The sequence below is a fragment of the Ruegeria sp. H8 genome (assembly GCF_056532905.1).
In genome coordinates, this window is record NZ_JBQFNY010000019.1 from 1 (window position 1) to 16945 (window position 16945).

The 16945-nt window shown below is 55.6% G+C and carries 14 protein-coding genes; 3 read left to right on the forward strand and 11 right to left on the reverse strand.

Going from position 1 to position 16945, the window contains the following annotated elements:
- Positions 1 to 280 precede the first annotated feature (280 nt).
- The 6 genes from dxs to ACR0A2_RS22045 form a co-directional block, all read right to left on the reverse strand.
- On the reverse strand, positions 281 to 2209 hold the full coding sequence (gene dxs, locus ACR0A2_RS22020; RefSeq protein WP_480837348.1) for a 1-deoxy-D-xylulose-5-phosphate synthase: 1929 nt from the start codon (positions 2207 to 2209) through the stop codon (positions 281 to 283).
- Positions 2210 to 2225: 16 nt separating this feature from the next.
- On the reverse strand, positions 2226 to 3092 hold the full coding sequence (locus ACR0A2_RS22025) for a polyprenyl synthetase family protein (protein WP_480837350.1): 867 nt from the start codon (positions 3090 to 3092) through the stop codon (positions 2226 to 2228).
- Positions 3093 to 3335, reverse strand: a complete 243-nt coding sequence (locus ACR0A2_RS22030; protein ID WP_152459693.1) for an exodeoxyribonuclease VII small subunit — start codon at positions 3333 to 3335, stop codon at positions 3093 to 3095. It lies immediately after the preceding gene.
- Positions 3332 to 4258: a histone deacetylase family protein gene (locus ACR0A2_RS22035; RefSeq protein WP_480837352.1), complete on the reverse strand. Its 927-nt coding sequence runs from the start codon at positions 4256 to 4258 to the stop codon at positions 3332 to 3334. Before ACR0A2_RS22035 ends, ACR0A2_RS22030 begins: the two co-directional genes overlap by 4 nt.
- A 68-nt stretch (positions 4259 to 4326) precedes the next feature.
- A complete protein-coding gene (locus ACR0A2_RS22040) occupies positions 4327 to 5028 on the reverse strand; it encodes a response regulator (RefSeq protein ID WP_480448253.1) in 702 nt (233 codons plus the stop codon).
- Positions 5025 to 5537: a MarR family winged helix-turn-helix transcriptional regulator gene (locus tag ACR0A2_RS22045; protein WP_152459690.1), complete on the reverse strand. Its 513-nt coding sequence runs from the start codon at positions 5535 to 5537 to the stop codon at positions 5025 to 5027. The genes ACR0A2_RS22040 and ACR0A2_RS22045 overlap by 4 nt, the downstream gene beginning before the upstream one ends.
- Positions 5538 to 5697: 160 nt before the next feature.
- Here ACR0A2_RS22045 and ACR0A2_RS22050 point away from each other — a divergent pair, with 160 nt between their 5' ends.
- From ACR0A2_RS22050 to ACR0A2_RS22060, 3 genes are all read left to right on the forward strand, one after another.
- Positions 5698 to 6564, forward strand: coding sequence for a branched-chain amino acid aminotransferase (locus tag ACR0A2_RS22050; RefSeq protein WP_152459689.1), 867 nt, complete (start codon positions 5698 to 5700; stop codon positions 6562 to 6564).
- Positions 6565 to 6671: 107 nt separating this feature from the next.
- Complete coding sequence (locus ACR0A2_RS22055) at positions 6672 to 7622, forward strand: AraC family transcriptional regulator (protein WP_480837355.1); 951 nt, start codon at positions 6672 to 6674, stop codon at positions 7620 to 7622.
- A gap of 111 nt (positions 7623 to 7733) precedes the next feature.
- Positions 7734 to 8099 (forward strand): hypothetical protein, encoded by a 366-nt coding sequence (locus tag ACR0A2_RS22060; RefSeq protein WP_480837357.1) that lies wholly within the window; start codon positions 7734 to 7736, stop codon positions 8097 to 8099.
- A 255-nt stretch (positions 8100 to 8354) separates the two neighbouring features.
- Here ACR0A2_RS22060 and ACR0A2_RS22065 read toward each other — a convergent pair whose 3' ends face one another.
- From ACR0A2_RS22065 to ACR0A2_RS22085, 5 genes are all read right to left on the reverse strand, one after another.
- Positions 8355 to 9656 carry an adenylate/guanylate cyclase domain-containing protein gene (locus ACR0A2_RS22065; protein ID WP_171230797.1) on the reverse strand — a complete coding sequence of 434 codons (1302 nt, stop codon included), beginning with the start codon at positions 9654 to 9656 and terminating at the stop codon, positions 8355 to 8357.
- A gap of 178 nt (positions 9657 to 9834) precedes the next feature.
- Positions 9835 to 11025, reverse strand: a complete 1191-nt coding sequence (locus tag ACR0A2_RS22070; RefSeq protein ID WP_480837359.1) for an acyl-CoA dehydratase activase-related protein — start codon at positions 11023 to 11025, stop codon at positions 9835 to 9837.
- Positions 10976 to 13111: a BadF/BadG/BcrA/BcrD ATPase family protein gene (locus ACR0A2_RS22075; RefSeq protein ID WP_480837361.1), complete on the reverse strand. Its 2136-nt coding sequence runs from the start codon at positions 13109 to 13111 to the stop codon at positions 10976 to 10978. Before ACR0A2_RS22075 ends, ACR0A2_RS22070 begins: the two co-directional genes overlap by 50 nt.
- A complete protein-coding gene (locus ACR0A2_RS22080) occupies positions 13108 to 14619 on the reverse strand; it encodes a hypothetical protein (protein WP_480837363.1) in 1512 nt (503 codons plus the stop codon). The genes ACR0A2_RS22075 and ACR0A2_RS22080 overlap by 4 nt, the downstream gene beginning before the upstream one ends.
- A gap of 152 nt (positions 14620 to 14771) precedes the next feature.
- On the reverse strand, positions 14772 to 16442 hold the full coding sequence (locus ACR0A2_RS22085; protein WP_480837365.1) for an amidohydrolase family protein: 1671 nt from the start codon (positions 16440 to 16442) through the stop codon (positions 14772 to 14774).
- Positions 16443 to 16945: the final 503 nt, after the last annotated feature.

The window sequence follows — 16945 nt, forward strand, 5'->3', positions numbered from 1 at the left end:
GGTTCGTCAATAAAGATCGCTCATGTCTCCGCTCCGTTCTGGGAGCCGTGAGTCACGCAGCGCAGCTAAAATCAATGCATCCTGAGCCTAGCTATGGGGTATAGTGGTGCAGAACGGAATAGCGTGAAGCATAGAAACGTATTTTAGATATGGTCAGAAAACATGAGTGTTCCGTGGTGCTCCAAGATTTTGGTTTTGGATTTCCCTCAGCGGCACCAGATAAATCCAAGTCAAACGGATTTCGGCCCTCGCAACGTCCGCTGCCCTGCCGACAGGCGCGCTAAGCGCGTTTCTCTCCGATCGAGGCGACACCCAGAACGTCCAGAACTTTTGCTTCGATATGCTCGGCATTCATGCCGGCCACCGCATACATGTCCGCGGGGCTGGCTTGATCGATGAAGATATCAGGCAAAACCATCGAGCGATATTTCAGCCCCCGATCAAATACACCTTCATCCGCCAAAAGTTGAGCGACATGGCTGCCAAAACCGCCAACGGCCCCTTCTTCTATGGTGATCAACGCCTCGTGGCGGGATACCAGATCCAGGATCAGGTCACGGTCAAGAGGTTTGGCAAAACGAGCATCGGCAATCGTGGGCGTTATGCCTTTGGCTGAAAGGGATTCCGCCGCCTTCTGAACCTCTGCCAGACGTGTACCGAATGAAAGCAAAGCCACCCGCGCACCTTCCCGGATAACGCGGCCCTTGCCGATTTCCAGAACCTCGCCGCGTTCGGGCAAGTCCACCCCGACACCTTCGCCGCGCGGATAGCGGAACGCAATGGGGCCTTCGTCATGCGCAGCGGCGGTCGCCACCATGTGCATCAGCTCGGCCTCGTCTGCGGCAGCCATGACGACCATACCGGGCAGGTTGGCCAAATAGGCAATGTCGAACGACCCCGCATGGGTGGCGCCGTCAGCCCCGACCAAACCTGCCCGGTCGATTGCAAAACGTACGGGCAGGCGCTGAATCGCCACGTCATGGACCACCTGGTCGTAACCACGCTGGAGAAAGGTCGAATACATTGCGCAGAACGGCTTCATTCCTCCTGCGGCAAGCGCCGCCGAAAACGTCACGCCGTGCTGTTCGGCAATCGCCACATCAAAGCAACGTGACGGATAGCGCTCGGCGAACAGGTTTAGGCCAGTTCCGTCGGGCATGGCAGCGGTCACGGCGACGATCTTGTCGTCACGCGCGGCCTCATCCACCAGCGCCTTGCCAAATACAGACGTATAAGAGGGCGCGTTTGAAGGCGCCTTCTTTTGCTCCCCTGTAACCACATCGAACTTGGCCGTGGCATGGCCTTTGTCGCGGGCCTGTTCGGCGGGGGCATACCCCTTGCCTTTTTTCGTCAATACATGGATCAGAATCGGCCCGGTTGCCCGTGATTTGACCGTACGCAGAACAGGCAGCAGCTGGTCCATGTCATGGCCATCTATCGGGCCGAGATAGGAAAACCCAAGCTCTTCGAACAGCGTGCCGCCCACCGCCATGCCTTTCAGCATCTCCTTGGCGCGCTTGGCGCCCTCCCGGAATGGCTCGGGGAGCAATGAGACAGCGCCTTTTGCAGCAGCTTTCAGATCGTGAAACGGTTCTTCGGAATAGATACGCGACAAATAGCTGGACAACGCACCAACTGGCGGCGCGATGCTCATCTCGTTGTCGTTCAGAATGACGATCAAACGCTTTTTCAGGTGGCCTGCATTGTTCATCGCCTCAAAGGCCATGCCCGCAGACATCGACCCATCGCCAATCACCGCAATTGCGTCGCCCAGCCCTTCGGGCGTTACACCACCCAGATCCCGTGCGACTGCAAAACCCAAAGCAGCGCTGATCGACGTGCTGGAATGCGCAGCGCCAAATGGGTCATAGGGGCTTTCGCTGCGCTTCGTGAAGCCGCTGAGGCCATCCTTCATGCGCAATGTGCGGATGCGATCACGTCGTTCGGTCAGGATTTTGTGCGGATAACACTGATGACCCACATCCCAGATGATCTTGTCTCGGGGCGTATCAAAAACGGCGTGCAACGCGGTGGTCAGTTCAACAACCCCCAAGCCGGCCCCCAGATGCCCGCCGGTCACGGCAACCGCCGAAATTGTTTCGGCCCGCAACTCCTGTGCGACCTGGTGCAGTTGCGCGTCCGAGAACTGCTTGAGATCCGCAGGGCGGTTCACAAGATCCAGCAGGGGCGTATTGGGGCGGTCAGACATGTGGCGCGTTCCTAGCTTAGCTGTCCCGGGCAATAACGAAGCGGGCGGCTTCCTTCAAGGTTTCCGCCTTCGGACCAAACCCGTCCAAAGCGGCGCAGGCCTGTTCCACCAGCTCACTTGCGCGGGCTTTGGCAGCGGGCAGACCCAAAAGCGAAACAAAAGTGGCTTTCCCTGCCTCAGTATCTTTTTGCAATCGCTTGCCCGCCTTTTGGGCATCGCCTTCAATATCAAGGATGTCATCTGCGATCTGAAAAGCAAGACCCATTGCCCGGGCATATCGGCGCAACGGGTCAGGATCGGATCGGGCCATAACGGCGCCAACGCAGGCAGACCACTCGATCAGGGCGCCTGTTTTTCCGGCCTGAAGACGCGTGATTTCGTCCAGCGACAGCGGTTCGGCGACCGTTTCCGCGGCAATGTCCAGCGCCTGTCCCAGCACCATACCTTGTGCGCCGCTGGCTTTGGCCAGGGTCAGGGCAAGGTCTGTGCGAATGTCTGCGGACCCAACCTGCGAACAGGTGCAAAGTTCAAAAGCAAGCGTCTGAAGGGCATCCCCGGCCAGAACAGCCGTGCCTTCATCCCACTCTACGTGAACGGTGGGCCGCCCGCGGCGCAGGTCATCGTCATCCATGCAGGGCAGGTCGTCATGCACCAGGGAATAAGCGTGCAGCGCCTCTGTGGCCGTGGCCGGCCAGATCGCCCGGTCTTCCTCAACACCATGCAGGCGGGCACTTTCCAATGCCAGAAACCCGCGCAACCGCTTTCCGCCTCGGGTGGCATATGCCATGGCCCGGGTGACATCCACGTCTGCAAACGCGCCCAAAACCAGATCAAAATGGCTTTGAATGCTGGCAGCATCCTGCGCAAGTCTTTCGGGGAACATTCACATACCTTCGACAGGCGTCGTACCGGTCGGCTGACCACTGGCGTCCAGAGTGATCGCCGCGACTTTTTCTTCCGCGCGCTTCAACTCCTCCTCGCACCGCTTTTTCAGCGCCGCGCCGCGTTCATACAGCGCAATTGATTGATCCAGCGCGACATCACCACGTTCCAGCTGGCCGACTACGGCTTCAAGCTCTTTCATCGCCTGTTCGAATGTCATCTGGTCTACGGGAGTCTGGGTCATCGGGCTGCCTTTATCAATTCTTCCACATGGGCGCGTGTGGCCTGGGCCAGTGCGTTCAGATCATACCCGCCTTCCAGAGTCGAGACGATACGACCGTCGCAAACCTCGTCGGCAATCCTGCACAGCTCGGCGGTGATCCAGGCGAAGTCATCAGTGGCCCAGTTCAGATTGGCCAGCGGGTCGTCCTGATGGGCGTCGAACCCTGCGGAAATGATAATCAGTTCAGGCCTGAAGGCCCGCAAGCGCGGAAAGGCCTTCGTTTCATAGGCGGCACGCATCTCGGCGCCGCCACTGCCGGGCGCCAGAGGGATGTTGAGAATTGTGTCATGAGCACCCGTTTCCTCGGGCCGGCCCGATCCGGGCCACAAAGGCATCTGCTGGCTGGTTATCACCAATGCCCGCGCTTCATCCCACAACAGGTCCTGGGTTCCATTGCCGTGATGCACGTCAAAGTCGACCACGGCCACACGTTTCAAACCGTGATGGTCCAGCGCGTGTTTCGCCGCCAATGCTGCATTTCCAAACAGGCAAAAGCCCATGGCCGTTTCGAATTCCGCGTGGTGCCCCGGCGGGCGAATGGCACAGAATGCGTTCGAGGCTTCACCGCTCAAAACCAGATCAACGGCCCGCACCACCGCACCCGCCGCGCGGTAAGCTGCGTCCACCGATCCCGGAGACAGGAACGTATCCCCGTCGATCTGTGCGAACCCGTCCGCAGGGCGCGCGGCCCGAATGTCGCGAACATAGCTCTCGGGGTGAATGCGCAGAAGATCGTCATCCGCAGCCAGCGGAGCCGTCACCCGCTTCAGCTCCAGCTCTTCCAATGCATGCAGAATATGCTCCAGCCGCGCCACCCGCTCCGGGTGCCCGTCAGGTGTCACATGGCCCAGACAATCGGCGTGGGTCAAAAGGGCGGTTGTCATTGGGATCCCATCTTCATCTGACTACAAATATCCTCGCCGAAGGTCAAAAAACGCCGCGCAGCGGCATCTCAATCCGGCGCAAGCATATACCCTGCGCCCCGCACAGTCTGCAAATAGCGTGGCTGCTTGGGGTCCTGTTCGATTTTGCGTCGAAGGCGCGTGATCTGCACATCAACCGCGCGCTCCTGCGCCTGACCTTTGTCGCGCCCCAGATCCTCGACCAGCTTGGTGCGGCTGATCGGCTCTCCGGGCTGGGCCGAAAATATCTTCATCAACTGGCTTTCGGTTGCGGTCAGACGGACCGGGTCTTCGCCCTGCCACATCTCACCGCGTTCAATGTCATAGCGGATGGGCCCGAGGTTCAGGATCTTCGCGGTGGTTTCTTCTGCCGGTGTTTCCGGCATCCGGCGCAGGATCGCGTTGATCCGCAACAGCAGTTCTTTCGGCTCGAAGGGTTTTGCCAGGTAGTCATCCGCCCCAGCCTCGAGGCCCGCGATCCGGTGTTCCGTCTCGCCCTTTGCTGTCAGCAGCAGGATCGGCGTCGTATGCGTTTCCCGCAAAGCGCGGGTCAGACTGACACCATCCTCGCCCGGCATCATCACGTCCATGACGATCATGTCGAAATCCAACCCCGACAATACGCGCCGCGCGTGGGCCGCATCCCGTGCCGCAGTAACCAGAAACCCGTTTCGCATCAAAAACTTCTTGAGCAGATCACGAATGCGCTCGTCGTCGTCAACAATCAGCAGATGGGCATCCATATCGCTCATGTGGTCGTATCCCGAAGTTTCGTATAGGCATGACGCATATCAGCATCCATCATTGCTTCAAGCACTTTGCGAAAACCGGCCACGGCTTCGGGACCGGCATCCTTGTAAGCGGCGCGCATTCTTGCCCGCTGAGCATCCGACAACGTGGTTTCCAGCGACTGCCCCTTTTCTGTCAGAAATAGGTGGCGTTCTCGTTTGTCCACTGTACCCACGCGGCTTTCCACCAAACCATCCTCGATCAAGGTTCGCAAAACCCTGTTCAGAGACTGTTTTGTTACGCCAAGGATGGCCAACAAATTGTTGACCGTCGTGCCCGGCGCGCGGTTGATGAAGTGGATTGCCCGATGGTGGGCGCGGCCATAGGCCATCTCTGCGAGGATGCGGTCGGGATCAGCCGTAAAGCCACGATAGGCGAAGAACATGGCCTCGATCCCCTGCCTCAATTGCTCATCGGTCAAAAACAAAAGGCTCTCGCCCCCATAACGCGGGGCCGGGCGGATGTCGGACATATCATGCCTCATTCGTTACTACCGGGCCGAGTTTATGTCAGCGTTATTGACATTCCAAGAGTAGAGCGGTATCGAATTGCAGTTTTTGCGCAATATTATGTCCGCACCGGACCTAAATCGCGCAACAATCGAAAACTCAACCCGGTTCAGGAGGTTTCGCATGGCGGGGTATGATGATCGTGATGGCACCATTTGGATGGATGGCAAGCTGGTGCCCTGGCGTGAGGCCAATGTGCACATTCTGACCCACGCAATGCACTATGCGTCATCGGTATTCGAAGGCGAGCGCGCATACAACGGCAAGATCTTCAAAAGCCGCGAACATTCCCAGCGTCTGATTGCCTCGGCCGAAGCGCTGGACATGCCGATGCCTTATTCGGTTGATGAAATCGAAGCCGCCAAGGAAGAAGCGCTGAAAGCCAGCGGTTTGCAGGACGCGTATGTGCGGGCGCTGGTCTGGCGTGGCTCGGGCGAGGATATGGGCGTGGCCTCGGCGCGCAATCCGGTGCGCATGGCCATCGCAGTCTGGCCTTGGGGCGCCTATTACGGCGATGCCAAGATGCAGGGCGCCAAGCTGGACATCGCCGAATGGAAACGCCCCAGCCCGGAAACCATTCCGGTCCATGCCAAGGCGGCGGGTCTTTACATGATTTGCACCATTTCCAAGCACAAGGCCGAGGCCAAAGGATGCTCGGACGCATTGTTCATGGACTGGCGCGGTTATGTCGCCGAGGCCACCGGCGCAAACGTGTTTTTCGTCAAGGATGGCGAGGTGCACACCCCGCTGGCAGACTGCTTCCTGAACGGCATCACCCGCCAGACGGTGATCCAGATGCTGAAAGACAAGGGCATCACCGTGCATGAGCGCCGCATCAAGCCCGAAGAAATGGCTGACTTCGAACAGTGCTGGCTGACCGGTACCGCGGCCGAGGTCACGCCTGTCGGACAGATCGGCGAATATACATTCGAGGTCGGCGACCTGACCCGCCAAATCGCCGAAGACTACGAGAAACTGGTTCGCTCGTAAGCTATTGCCCCCGCTTTGTCGGGGGCTTTTTGTTGCCAAACGTGCAAATTTTTGTGCAAACCGTTCGGCCATCTGGACGGATTGCACAGATTGCGTATCTTCGGCACATGTTGGACCTTCTCAGCGATATTCTCACCCGCCTTTCCCTGCGCGGTACATTTTACTTCCGCACGTCATTCACTCCGCCCTTCGGAATTCAGGTGCCGGGGTTCGAAAACGTGGCGCGGTTTCATTTTGTGCAGCGTGGTGAGCTCAAGGTTCATGTCTCGACCACGGGGGAAACCCTGCGGTTGAGGCAGGGAGACCTGATCCTGATCCCCCATGGGGCGCCGCACGCATTGCTCTGTGCCGAAGTCAAGCCGTTGGACGCATTGCCCCTGGAGCAGGTGCTGGAGCACGCGGGTTACACGGGCGAAGGCGTGCTGGTCTATGGCGGTGATGACGAGGAACGGGATACACAGCTGATCTGCGGTCATTTCTCTTTTTCGGGCCCGGCCGGCCGAAACGGCACCGGGCATATGCTGATCGACCGCCTGCCGCCCTATATCCTGATCGAGAATTATGGCGAAGAGGCCGGATCGTGGATGGAAGCCACCCTGCGCATGATCGGCTCTGAGGTTTCAGGCGCAAGAATCGGTGGCGACCTGATCGCGCTGAAACTGTCCGAGGCCCTGTTCGCTCAGGCGATCCGGGCCTATCTGGAGCGTCAGAGCCCGCAGGATTCCGCATTGGCAGGATTTGCTGATCAGCGCATCTCGCGGGCCTTGACCGCGTTCCATCAGGCCCCGGCCAAGGACTGGAGCGTCGCGTCTTTGGCACGTGTGGCGGGTATGTCGCGCACTGCCTTTGCTCAGCTTTTCGCTGAAAAGATGGGTACTACACCGATGCAGTACCTCACGGATTGGCGGATGCAGATCGCATGCCACGGCCTGACCGAGGCACGATGGAACGTGGCAGATGCAGCGGCCGAGGTTGGGTATGCCTCCGAAGCGGCATTCTCACGCGTGTTCAAGAAACAGGTTGGGCTATCACCGGCTGCGTACCGGGCGATGCATTGACCCCCCAGGTTTTCTGAACGATCTGCATAGTATCAGAAACGATCAGGAATTCAGCGTTCGGCTTGGGCGTCCTACCTTCCCTTTATCATTTATTGAGAAAAGGAAGATCAGATGTCCTTGCGTTTCGTTACCCGCTCTGTCCATGCTTACCTCGACTACCCTGTCGCCATTGCCCTCATGACGTTGCCGTTCCTGTTGGGATTGGGCCAATCCAATCCACTGGCCCTGTGGCTGTCGGTTGTCACCGGTTTTGCTGCGTTTGTTCTGACGGTACTGACGGACCACCACCTTGGGATTTGGCGGGTCCTTCCCTACAAGTTCCATCTGGCCGTAGACTTGGTTGTCGGCATCACCTTCCTGTTTGCACCCAGCGTTCTGGGGTTCTCAGGACTGGATGCGGTGTTTTACTGGTTGAACGGTGCGGCCGTGGTGCTTGTCATCTCGCTCAGCGCATCCGAGCAGGAAATCGCCGCTTAAAACCGCTGACTACGGCTGTCCCAGTTTCACTGTAATGCTTCAAGTCCGGGCCGCCGGGATCACCAACCGGCGGCTCGTTTTTAAAAAAAGGTCTGGTTTCAAGGGCATGCTCTCACCGTCTCAACAGGCCATCCGGCTGCGGCTCGCAGCTACCTCCGAGCGGTCCGTTGTTTCAGCTGACCCAGGTTCGTCCCATTCCAGTCACTGATTGAACCCGCACTGACCTTGGGACGTTTCACCGAGAAGATAAGGTTTTCAGCCTTTGATGAGCCGCTCGGACGAGTGTGAAGTCACAGGTTTGTCGTGGACTTTCAGCAGCCAATACGGTTGGATTTCGCCATTTCCCTTGATATTGATAACCTCTCGTCTCTCGCAGTCCACATATTCGGCTATCTCGTCTCTTACTTCGGGTGAGATTTGAACGCGCCCGGGCTCTCCGGTGCTTTCCATTCTTGAAGCGATGTTGACTGTATCACCCCAAACGTCAAAAAACGGTTTGTCGCCGCCGATTACACCTGCGATTACCGGGCCTTTGTGAATTCCGACCCGCAGGGACACCTTTGGATGCAGATTGTCTGTCACCCGCTCGACCGTCGCAATCATATCAATCGCCAACGCCGCCATGCGAACAGAATCCGGTTGCCTCTCTTTGACCGAGGGGTCCAGACCACCTGCAACCATGTAACTGTCACCGATGGTTTTGATTTTCTCCAGCTTGTAGCTCAAAACCAGTTCATCGAATGCTGAGAATACGGAGCCCAGCAATTTGACCGTCGCCCTTGCCCCATTGGCGGCCGCGAATTCAGAAAATCCAGACAAATCAGAAAACAGAATTGTGGCGTCATCAATTCTTTCAGCAATTAGCCTGTCCGGATGTGCTTTGATGCGCTTGGCAATACGTGAAGGCAGCAGAACATTTATCAACCGCTCGGAAACAGCAAATTCCTTTTCCAAAGCGTCTTCGTAACGATCTATTGCGGCATTTGCAGAATAGGAGGTAAAAAAAAGCGCCGAGACGATTCCCAAAATCAGCACAATGAAAATAACATCTTGAGGTTGCCTTACAAATCCGTCCCGATATGACTGCGCAATAATATCCCAAATCGTTTCGCCGGGCGGTATGTGCAAAGGAACGACAAGCGATATATAAATAAACAAAGCTGCGCTGAGGATCGTTATCAAAGTGATCCAACGCCAATATGCGGCCCCTAGAAAATAAAAAAGCAAGGGCGGGCCGACAAGCAAGACCAGATGATCTTCACCGTTTTTGCCGACGCTGATGTCATGGGCCAGAAACAGGAACAACCACACTGTAAAATAAGCGACTTTGACCTCAAGGCCGAAGCGGTCCAGCGTCATCGTCAAAAGCGCCGCGAAGCCAAGACCAAAGTTTACCCATGCGAGATATCTCCAGTCTGGCCCAAGTTGGAACTGGTAGAAAGCTGTGAAACCGAACCCAAGCGACGCAATAAAGGCAGCAACGTTAACAACCTGCATCTTTCGTCTTATTTTTCCATCGTCGATCGGATTTTCAGAGTCCACAATGTGTTTCAGCAAAGCATCGCCCCCGCGCCAACTCTATGCGAAATATCCCCCAAATCCCCATCTTAGTCGATAAGCCCCAGGTTGTTTGTTCAGAAGCTACTTTCGCGTCGCGACGCCAACACAGCCTGAACCGCTTTTGGCCTCGCGCCCGCAAACGGGTGCCGTACTGCCCTGAAAACAGGCCATTGGATCAAGTTGGCAACAGCAATTCAGGTGGTGCAGTTTTCAGGGCCTCCAGTTTGCTCTGAATGATTTTCGGTGATTTCTGTTCCAGATAGTAAGCAATGGTTTCCACGCGAATTCGAACAGATCCGGCAGGTTTCGTCTCATCGAGATCCTGAAACACGAAGAAAAGCGTTCCAAGCGCTTCGGTAATTTCCTGGACTGGTGAATATGTCGGCTGGTCCATTCCGCATTCATAGCTGGAAAACCTGATTGAACAGGTTATCCACGGCATAATAGATCCATAGCGTGCAGCCCACAGAAGTTCGTTTGTGTTTGCACTGTGGGATGTTTTCCAAATATCCGAAATGTCAAAAGGGCTTTGAATTCGGCCAGCTTTGATCAGATCGCCGTATAACCAATCCAGTATCTCTGCGTCCAATGGCAGGTACTGACCCCAGAGGATCGGATAACCAAAGGCCTGCAACTCACTTTCGATGGCGTGGCCAATTCCGGTGTCCATGTGGTACGGGCGGCCCAAGGCCAGGATGCAAGGTCGATGTTGTGTGGCGCATTCGGACAGTACCGCCAGACTTTGCCGCCGCAGACTCTGATCAAACTCTTGAAGGGCGTCATAGGCTTTGGCAACCGCAGCGCGCAGTTCAGCCAAGCGCAAGTCGGTGATTACGCCCTTGAGGGCGTCGTACAACTGCCGGGTCGCAATTTGTGGGTCTGCCAGGGACACGGCCGGCGAAAGATAATATACGCCCAGTTCCTTGAACACGTCCTTTTCCCGCCGAAATCCAGCTCGAGTACTTTCGGGGCCGGCAATGACGCGTGGGCAGGCCATGTTTTCCCGGACATGACCCCGCAAAAAGGATGGGACAGTCAGGATTATGGGAACGAACAGGATATCAATGGGGCGCTTTTGCCCGTCCAGCAATTCACCATAGTGGCCAGACATGCACTTGACGGGGTAACAGCAATCAACAGCACCACGCCCTTTTCCGAATTTCAGCTGCTGTGCTTCCGACGTGTCCGACGAATAGACGATATTGCGGCGACCTATTCCCAGTTCAACGAACAATGTCGTCCAAAACCTGTGCGTCGACCACTGGTTCAGGACCCGAGGGATGCCGATCCGAAGATCCCGCTTGGGTGGTTTGGACTTAGCGAAAGGCGCCTTCGCGAACGCTTTCTGCAATATTTGGATTGGCATTCGCTTCCTCGTCGATTTGCTTTTTTCGCGCTTTCATCTCGGCTGCGTCTTCAATCAACCCTTTCGAGCAAGAATTGCCGGTAATCACCCGCTCCCACCCTTCCGCCAGAGGAACCTTGCTGTTTGCCCGGCCACGACCGCCGGGGATCTGAACATCCACAAAGGCCCGGCTACAGTTCATCGCACACCACTTGCAGGTGGTTTTGCTGTTGGTTGTACTGACATATTCCAACTCTTCGACGCGGTCGTGCCCGACGAACCGGGACGTTTGCCCGGTGTTCACATGTTCAAGCGCAAGAAGGGCGGCGCCCAACGCGCCAGCCTCGCCAGCATGAGGGTGCACGGTAATTTCCGCGTCAGGAATTTTACCCCTGATGAAATCGATCTGGGCTTTGACGACGGCCAGGTTTCGATGTGTTCCACCTTGCAGGACAAACTTCCTGCCGATGGCCTTGAGGTTCTGAAACTGCCCGGCATAGACCCAAACATTCAGAGGCAGGACCGCAGCAAGGCTTGCCATGATTTCTTCTGCCGCCCACCCTTTGCGTTGCTGGTTCACGATGTCGGACTGAAGGAACACGCCGCACCCCATCATCAGTTTCGGCATCCGCTTGGCGCTGAAGGCTTTTTCGGCATAGTCCTCCAGCCGGACATCATAGCGTTCGGCAACGCCTTGAAGAAACGCCCCATTGCCGGAAGAACATTGGGAATTGAGCCGAAAATCGACGACCGCTTTCTGCCGCAACAGCATGATTTTGACATCGGTCCCACCGACATCGCATATCGCGTCTGCATCGGGATGTATGTGCATGGCAGCAGCCGCATGTGCGACAGTCTCAACCACTGGCACGTCCGCCCCCAAAATATCCTTCAGCAGATCTTTCCCGTACCCCGTCAGGCCAAGAGCGCCGATATCCTCGATCCCTGCGTCACGCAACTTGCGGAAAACGGACTTGGCATCTTCGATCGGGTTTCCCTGACTGTGCTGATAGACCGAAGCCTTGATTTCCGCGTCGCGGTCCAACGCCACCGCCTTGACCGTGGTGCTACCGAAATCGCACCCGACATAATATGTCTCGGCCGCAACGGGCTGGGGTATCTGGATCACGGGTTGGGAAAAATCCTCTAGGAACCGGACGAGTTCACCGTTCCGGGCCAAGGCCTCCTGCCCTGTCTTGGCCTTTTCACCGTGCTGGCCTGTTTCCACCCACCATTTCAGGCCATCCGTGCCGGAATAGGCCCGGGATACATTTTGTTCCCGACGAGAGATCTCGACACAACCAAGGCTTGCATAGTACAAGGCATCGCCGGGAACCAGGATTGCATCGGTGACGCTTTGTCCTGCTTTCAATACGACATCGCGCTCGTCCCAGAGCGCGGCCAAATGGCTTGCCCATGCCTGCTGAAGACCTTGAAAGAACATGTTCGGTCCGCCCAGCAAAAGCACTGATGGTGTGGGGGTGTTGCCTTTTGTCAAAGTCGCCAGGTTCTGCCGCACGACCGCGTCAAACAAGCTTGCGATGATTTCGGTCTTGGGAACTCCGGCCTTGACCAGACTGTTTGCGTCAGTCTCTGCAAAGATCCCGCATTTGGCGCTGATCCGATGAAGGGTTTGACCATCGAATGGCAGAGTGGTCAGTTCGTCCGGGGAAATGTTCAGTTTTCGTGCGGACTTTTCGATAAAGGTGCCCGTACCGCCGCTGCAGGCTGATTGCATATAGACCTGTTTGGCCTTTCCTGCGGAGGTTGGCGTGAAGAACAACGTCTTCATGTCTTCACCGCCAATTTCAGACACGAAATGCACATCCGGATGCAACGCTTCGACGGCGGCGGCGACGGCGACAACTTCCTGGATTTGCCGCGCGTTCACATGATCTGCCAGTGTCCCAGCCCCGGATCCTGTAAACGTTACAACATCGCGACCGGCGGTCAGGCCGGCCTCCAGCTCCATCTGCGACAGCAGTTCAAGGGTTTTCTCGGCCTGGCGTGTTTTGTGACGACCATAGGCTTTCCAGATGACTTCGCCATCTTCTACCACGACGCCTTTTACAGTTGTCGATCCAATATCTACCCCAGCAAATTTCACAACGTGGCATTTCCCAGCTCAAGCACGACATTGGATGCGGTACCCACGGCGCCACGATGGGGAACTTTCCAAAATGGCGTGTTGACCTTGGGATGCTCTTTGGCGCGCCTTCTGGCCTCGTCCGCTGTCAACCCGGCGGCGGCAAGAGCAGATTCAAATTCCTCCTGCGCGCGGATCTTGGCGTCCGCCAGCACCATCTGGCACCGCGACAAAGCATGTACGTCGCTGTCCCCTTTTACTTCGATTGGGGCATACAGCATGTCGGGATACCGGCCCTGTACGGCCGCCATTGCGCCGATGCTCATAGTGTTGGGAAGGCAGCCATAGGGCGACAGCTCGCAAATCATATGTGCCTTTCGCTGGGTATGCGCCCAGATCGCCTTGGCGATCAGCAAATCACCCTCACCCCCGTTGATCATGTTGTCAAAAAAAGGAGCCGCCAGTTTCCGCAGCTTGTCCTGATCGGGCATCGGACGGGGAACACTCCCAAGCATCCGGCGCATCTGATCGTATTTAAACCTGAAAAAGCGCTGCCCAAGTTTCAACAGAGCATAGTTCTGACGCGCTTTGTCTTTAATCCCGAAGCCCAGCTTGAGCTTTTGTCCGCCATACCGCATCAGGTAATCGAACCATACAACCATCGGTGCCGGCTGAACTTCGGCGCCTTCGCCTTCAAGCCATTTGTGCATATTGTAGTTCTGCACCCCTTCGGCGGTGGCCAGATAGAACTCGCCGGTGATCTTGACCATCGGCTTGACCCTCAATCGATCAAGCTGGATGTCTTCAAAATGACCGCGCGCACGCCGCATGGCCTTCAGAAAGCGTCGGGTCGTCGAATGCCACAGGACCGATCCCCATTTCGGCATTTGCTTCGGCCTGCTCAACATGGCGTCGTATATCTCGGAAACCGCCTTCTGCGCCGCCCGGTTGGTCGCGCCTTGCTCTAGCTCATAGGGCCGCAGCTGGTATTCCAGATCCTGAATGGCATCCGCTGCCATCATGCCCAAGGCCGTGCTCAGCAGCAGGTGAATATCAGTCTGCAAACCGGCGTCTTTGCCTTTCGACTGATCGATTTCATGCTGCTGAACCAGAAACATCCTGAACGCCTCGAGCCCCAGATTCTTCAGCGCAAGCTCATAGCTTTGGTGATATTGACCGAAACGGCAGGCCCCGCAGGCTCCGGCGGTCACATAAACATATTTTTCGGCCACTTCGTCAGCACCGATAGCCTCGGCTTCGTTTCTGAGAAAACTCGACAAGTTGCCCGTTGTGAATGCGGTTGGGCAGCACTGTCCGACATCCGCCAGTTCACGTCCCAGGTACAAGTCTTCAACTGTCACATCAGGCAGGCGCTGCGCATTGTAACCCGCACTTTTGAACAGGCCTTCCAGCAGTTTTTCGGCGCGCCATGTGACCCCACCAAACAACAGGGTGACATCCTTGCGCTGATCCGCAGTAAAAGGACGAGGTTCGTAAGCCCTATAGGACTCTTCCAAAATACGACTCATAAAAATACCCCCCAACCAACATAACATGTATTTACAATGCACAATATATTATTCAGAGATCGCCTCAGGTATTGGGAGTCCGTGTGAAACAGGACCATCGGAAATTCAGGTTGTCTTGGGCGCCGGTCAGGCACTCTCAGCCTGGAAATCCATCAAATACCCAGGAATCTTTTTGCATTTCCTTCAAAAAAGTCAGGTGCAAAAGGACTGATCTGTGGATCGCTGAAGAACGTGTCAAATTCGATCAGGTATTCACGGGTTCTGCCGACCATCAGAGGCATCGCCCAATCCGTTCCAAAACACACTTTGTCCCGAAAATGGTGCGGTGCGCCCGGGGTGCTGTTGCTCACGAGTACTGATTTTAGCCGATGGAAAATCTTTGGCTTGATCTGTGGATCCAGAATTCCCAAAATATGACCCAAGCCAAGATAGACATTGTCGAATTCCTCAACCAAGCGAATAGCACGATAGGCAAATGTTTGCTTGAAATGGGTGTTATCTGCTGCCCAACCCATCCAATCTACTTCTTTTGCGCCGCCACCATGAGCCAGGAACAACCAAAGGTTCCGGGCATTGTGGGTCTCCATCGCGTGCTTCCATAACTCTGGATCGGAGTAGATGCCGTATCCTTCCTCCACCTGAAACCCCATCGGGTTGCAATGGGCAAACAAACGTAGGTTGCGGCTGGAGAAATGGCGAATGATGTCACCCATCTTGGCCTGTGCCATCGGGTAGGGCGCAGGGTTCGATGCTTTTTTTCTGTACTTGTCCAGACTTCGCCCAGAGGCGACCGGGGTCTGGTAGCCGCGCATATCGATCGGGCGGATCCCCAAGGGCGGATAGATTTTGTAGCCCGTTATTCCGAGTGCAACGCCTGAATCGACGATCTGTTTCCAGTTCCCGCCTCGAAACGGGTCAACCGCACCAAAATTGATCAATTCATTCGGGTTCTCAGCCGCGAGCAACTGCATCCGGTCCATTTGTTCGGTGAAGTCAAAATACGGCGGTAAGAACCCAAGCATCCCAGGCTTCTTGAGTTTTTCGAAGGCGCGGTGCATATCCAGCAGGACGCCCACGAAAAGGCTGGCTTCTGGGTCACTCGGCTGACCATTCTTCTTGAAATCCCTCTTGAGCGCTTTGAACCGGTTTCGCTCGGACAAGGTCATGATGACAATGAATTCAAGCAACTGAAAGATGCTACCGATTTGATCGGTTGGAATGCCTGCGGCACGAAAGCCTGCATCAGAGCCAGGTTTGTACAACCCACCTGAGCGCATGTGTTCAGCTTCATGAAAGAAATCGCTTTCTGCCGCTTTTTGACCAGCGACCCTGAAGGCCTCGGCCATAAACCGATCCAGCAAATCAGGGTCCGTGCCACTGTCTCCAAAAGCGGACCTGTCAGAAATTCTGCCACCGCCCACAAGCTGAACACCTATTGGGAGGTCTCCCGCCCTTGAATAGTTGATATCACGATCAATATCGTTCAGGGCTCGGATCAGGTCCTCTATGTCCTTCCAATCCCGGTGGCTGGGGTTGGGTGTCGATTGAAACTCTCTGATCTTCTCACGAACCGGATGTGCAATGGCCCGCATAAACTGGTCCACATCGTGATTGAGCAATGCGTCGATCAAATCGTCCTGATCAGGTTCTTCCGTCGCGGGTCTGCTGAAGTCGCTCATGCGGGTCACACTAAGCGCCAGAACGGCCAATCCAAGCGAAAGCCAATACTGTGAAAAGAACAAGTAGAAGATACTGTGCAACGGCAAATATCGCGCCGTGAACAGGTGGGTGTGCAAGTCAAAAAAGGTGTTTTTTCCAGTCATATTTTTGGCTCCACGAAATAAATTTCAGCCGAGAATTTTCTGTATTCGTATGACTTTGCTGTCAAAAACCGGAAATGACTTTTGACCTTAATCTGATGAGTTTAAGGTTTTTCGAAAAATTTTGCAATTTTCGAGCCCGGCAAGCCGCTTCGCCGAGACCGAGTTGAGCAGTGATTTCTACTGTTAGTTCATGTGAGTTGGAAGCAAAGTTCTTTGACACCGAAAGTCGAATGAAGTTAAATCCGTCGCTTAGAGCCTTGTTTCCGCTCGGTGGGCAGGTCCAAATAGGAATTGACTCATCGATGCCTACCAACCGTTCAACCAATTCGAGTCTATTAGCCAATTGAGGATTAGTTTTGGATCAAACGGTCTAAGGGACTGTTGGGGGATCCAACGGTGGCTTTAAGAATTAGTTGCGGGAGTAGGATTTGAACCTCTGACCTTCAGGTTATGAGCCTGACGAGGTTTGATCGTTAAGCAAACAGTCCAGTTGACTGTTTGTA

Bases quoted from the DNA above. Each gene is read 5' to 3' on its own strand.
- dxs (WP_480837348.1), bottom strand. From the start codon at position 2,209: ATGTCTGACCGCCCCAATACGCCCCTGCTGGATCTTGTGAACCGCCCT.
- ACR0A2_RS22025 (WP_480837350.1), bottom strand. From the start codon at position 3,092: ATGTTCCCCGAAAGACTTGCGCAGGATGCTGCCAGCATTCAAAGCCAT.
- ACR0A2_RS22030 (WP_152459693.1), bottom strand. From the start codon at position 3,335: ATGACCCAGACTCCCGTAGACCAGATGACATTCGAACAGGCGATGAAA.
- ACR0A2_RS22035 (WP_480837352.1), bottom strand. From the start codon at position 4,258: ATGACAACCGCCCTTTTGACCCACGCCGATTGTCTGGGCCATGTGACA.
- ACR0A2_RS22040 (WP_480448253.1), bottom strand. From the start codon at position 5,028: ATGAGCGATATGGATGCCCATCTGCTGATTGTTGACGACGACGAGCGC.
- ACR0A2_RS22045 (WP_152459690.1), bottom strand. From the start codon at position 5,537: ATGTCCGACATCCGCCCGGCCCCGCGTTATGGGGGCGAGAGCCTTTTG.
- ACR0A2_RS22050 (WP_152459689.1), top strand. From the start codon at position 5,698: ATGGCGGGGTATGATGATCGTGATGGCACCATTTGGATGGATGGCAAG.
- ACR0A2_RS22055 (WP_480837355.1), top strand. From the start codon at position 6,672: ATGTTGGACCTTCTCAGCGATATTCTCACCCGCCTTTCCCTGCGCGGT.
- ACR0A2_RS22060 (WP_480837357.1), top strand. From the start codon at position 7,734: ATGTCCTTGCGTTTCGTTACCCGCTCTGTCCATGCTTACCTCGACTAC.
- ACR0A2_RS22070 (WP_480837359.1), bottom strand. From the start codon at position 11,025: ATGCCAATCCAAATATTGCAGAAAGCGTTCGCGAAGGCGCCTTTCGCT.
- ACR0A2_RS22080 (WP_480837363.1), bottom strand. From the start codon at position 14,619: ATGAGTCGTATTTTGGAAGAGTCCTATAGGGCTTACGAACCTCGTCCT.
- ACR0A2_RS22085 (WP_480837365.1), bottom strand. From the start codon at position 16,442: ATGACTGGAAAAAACACCTTTTTTGACTTGCACACCCACCTGTTCACG.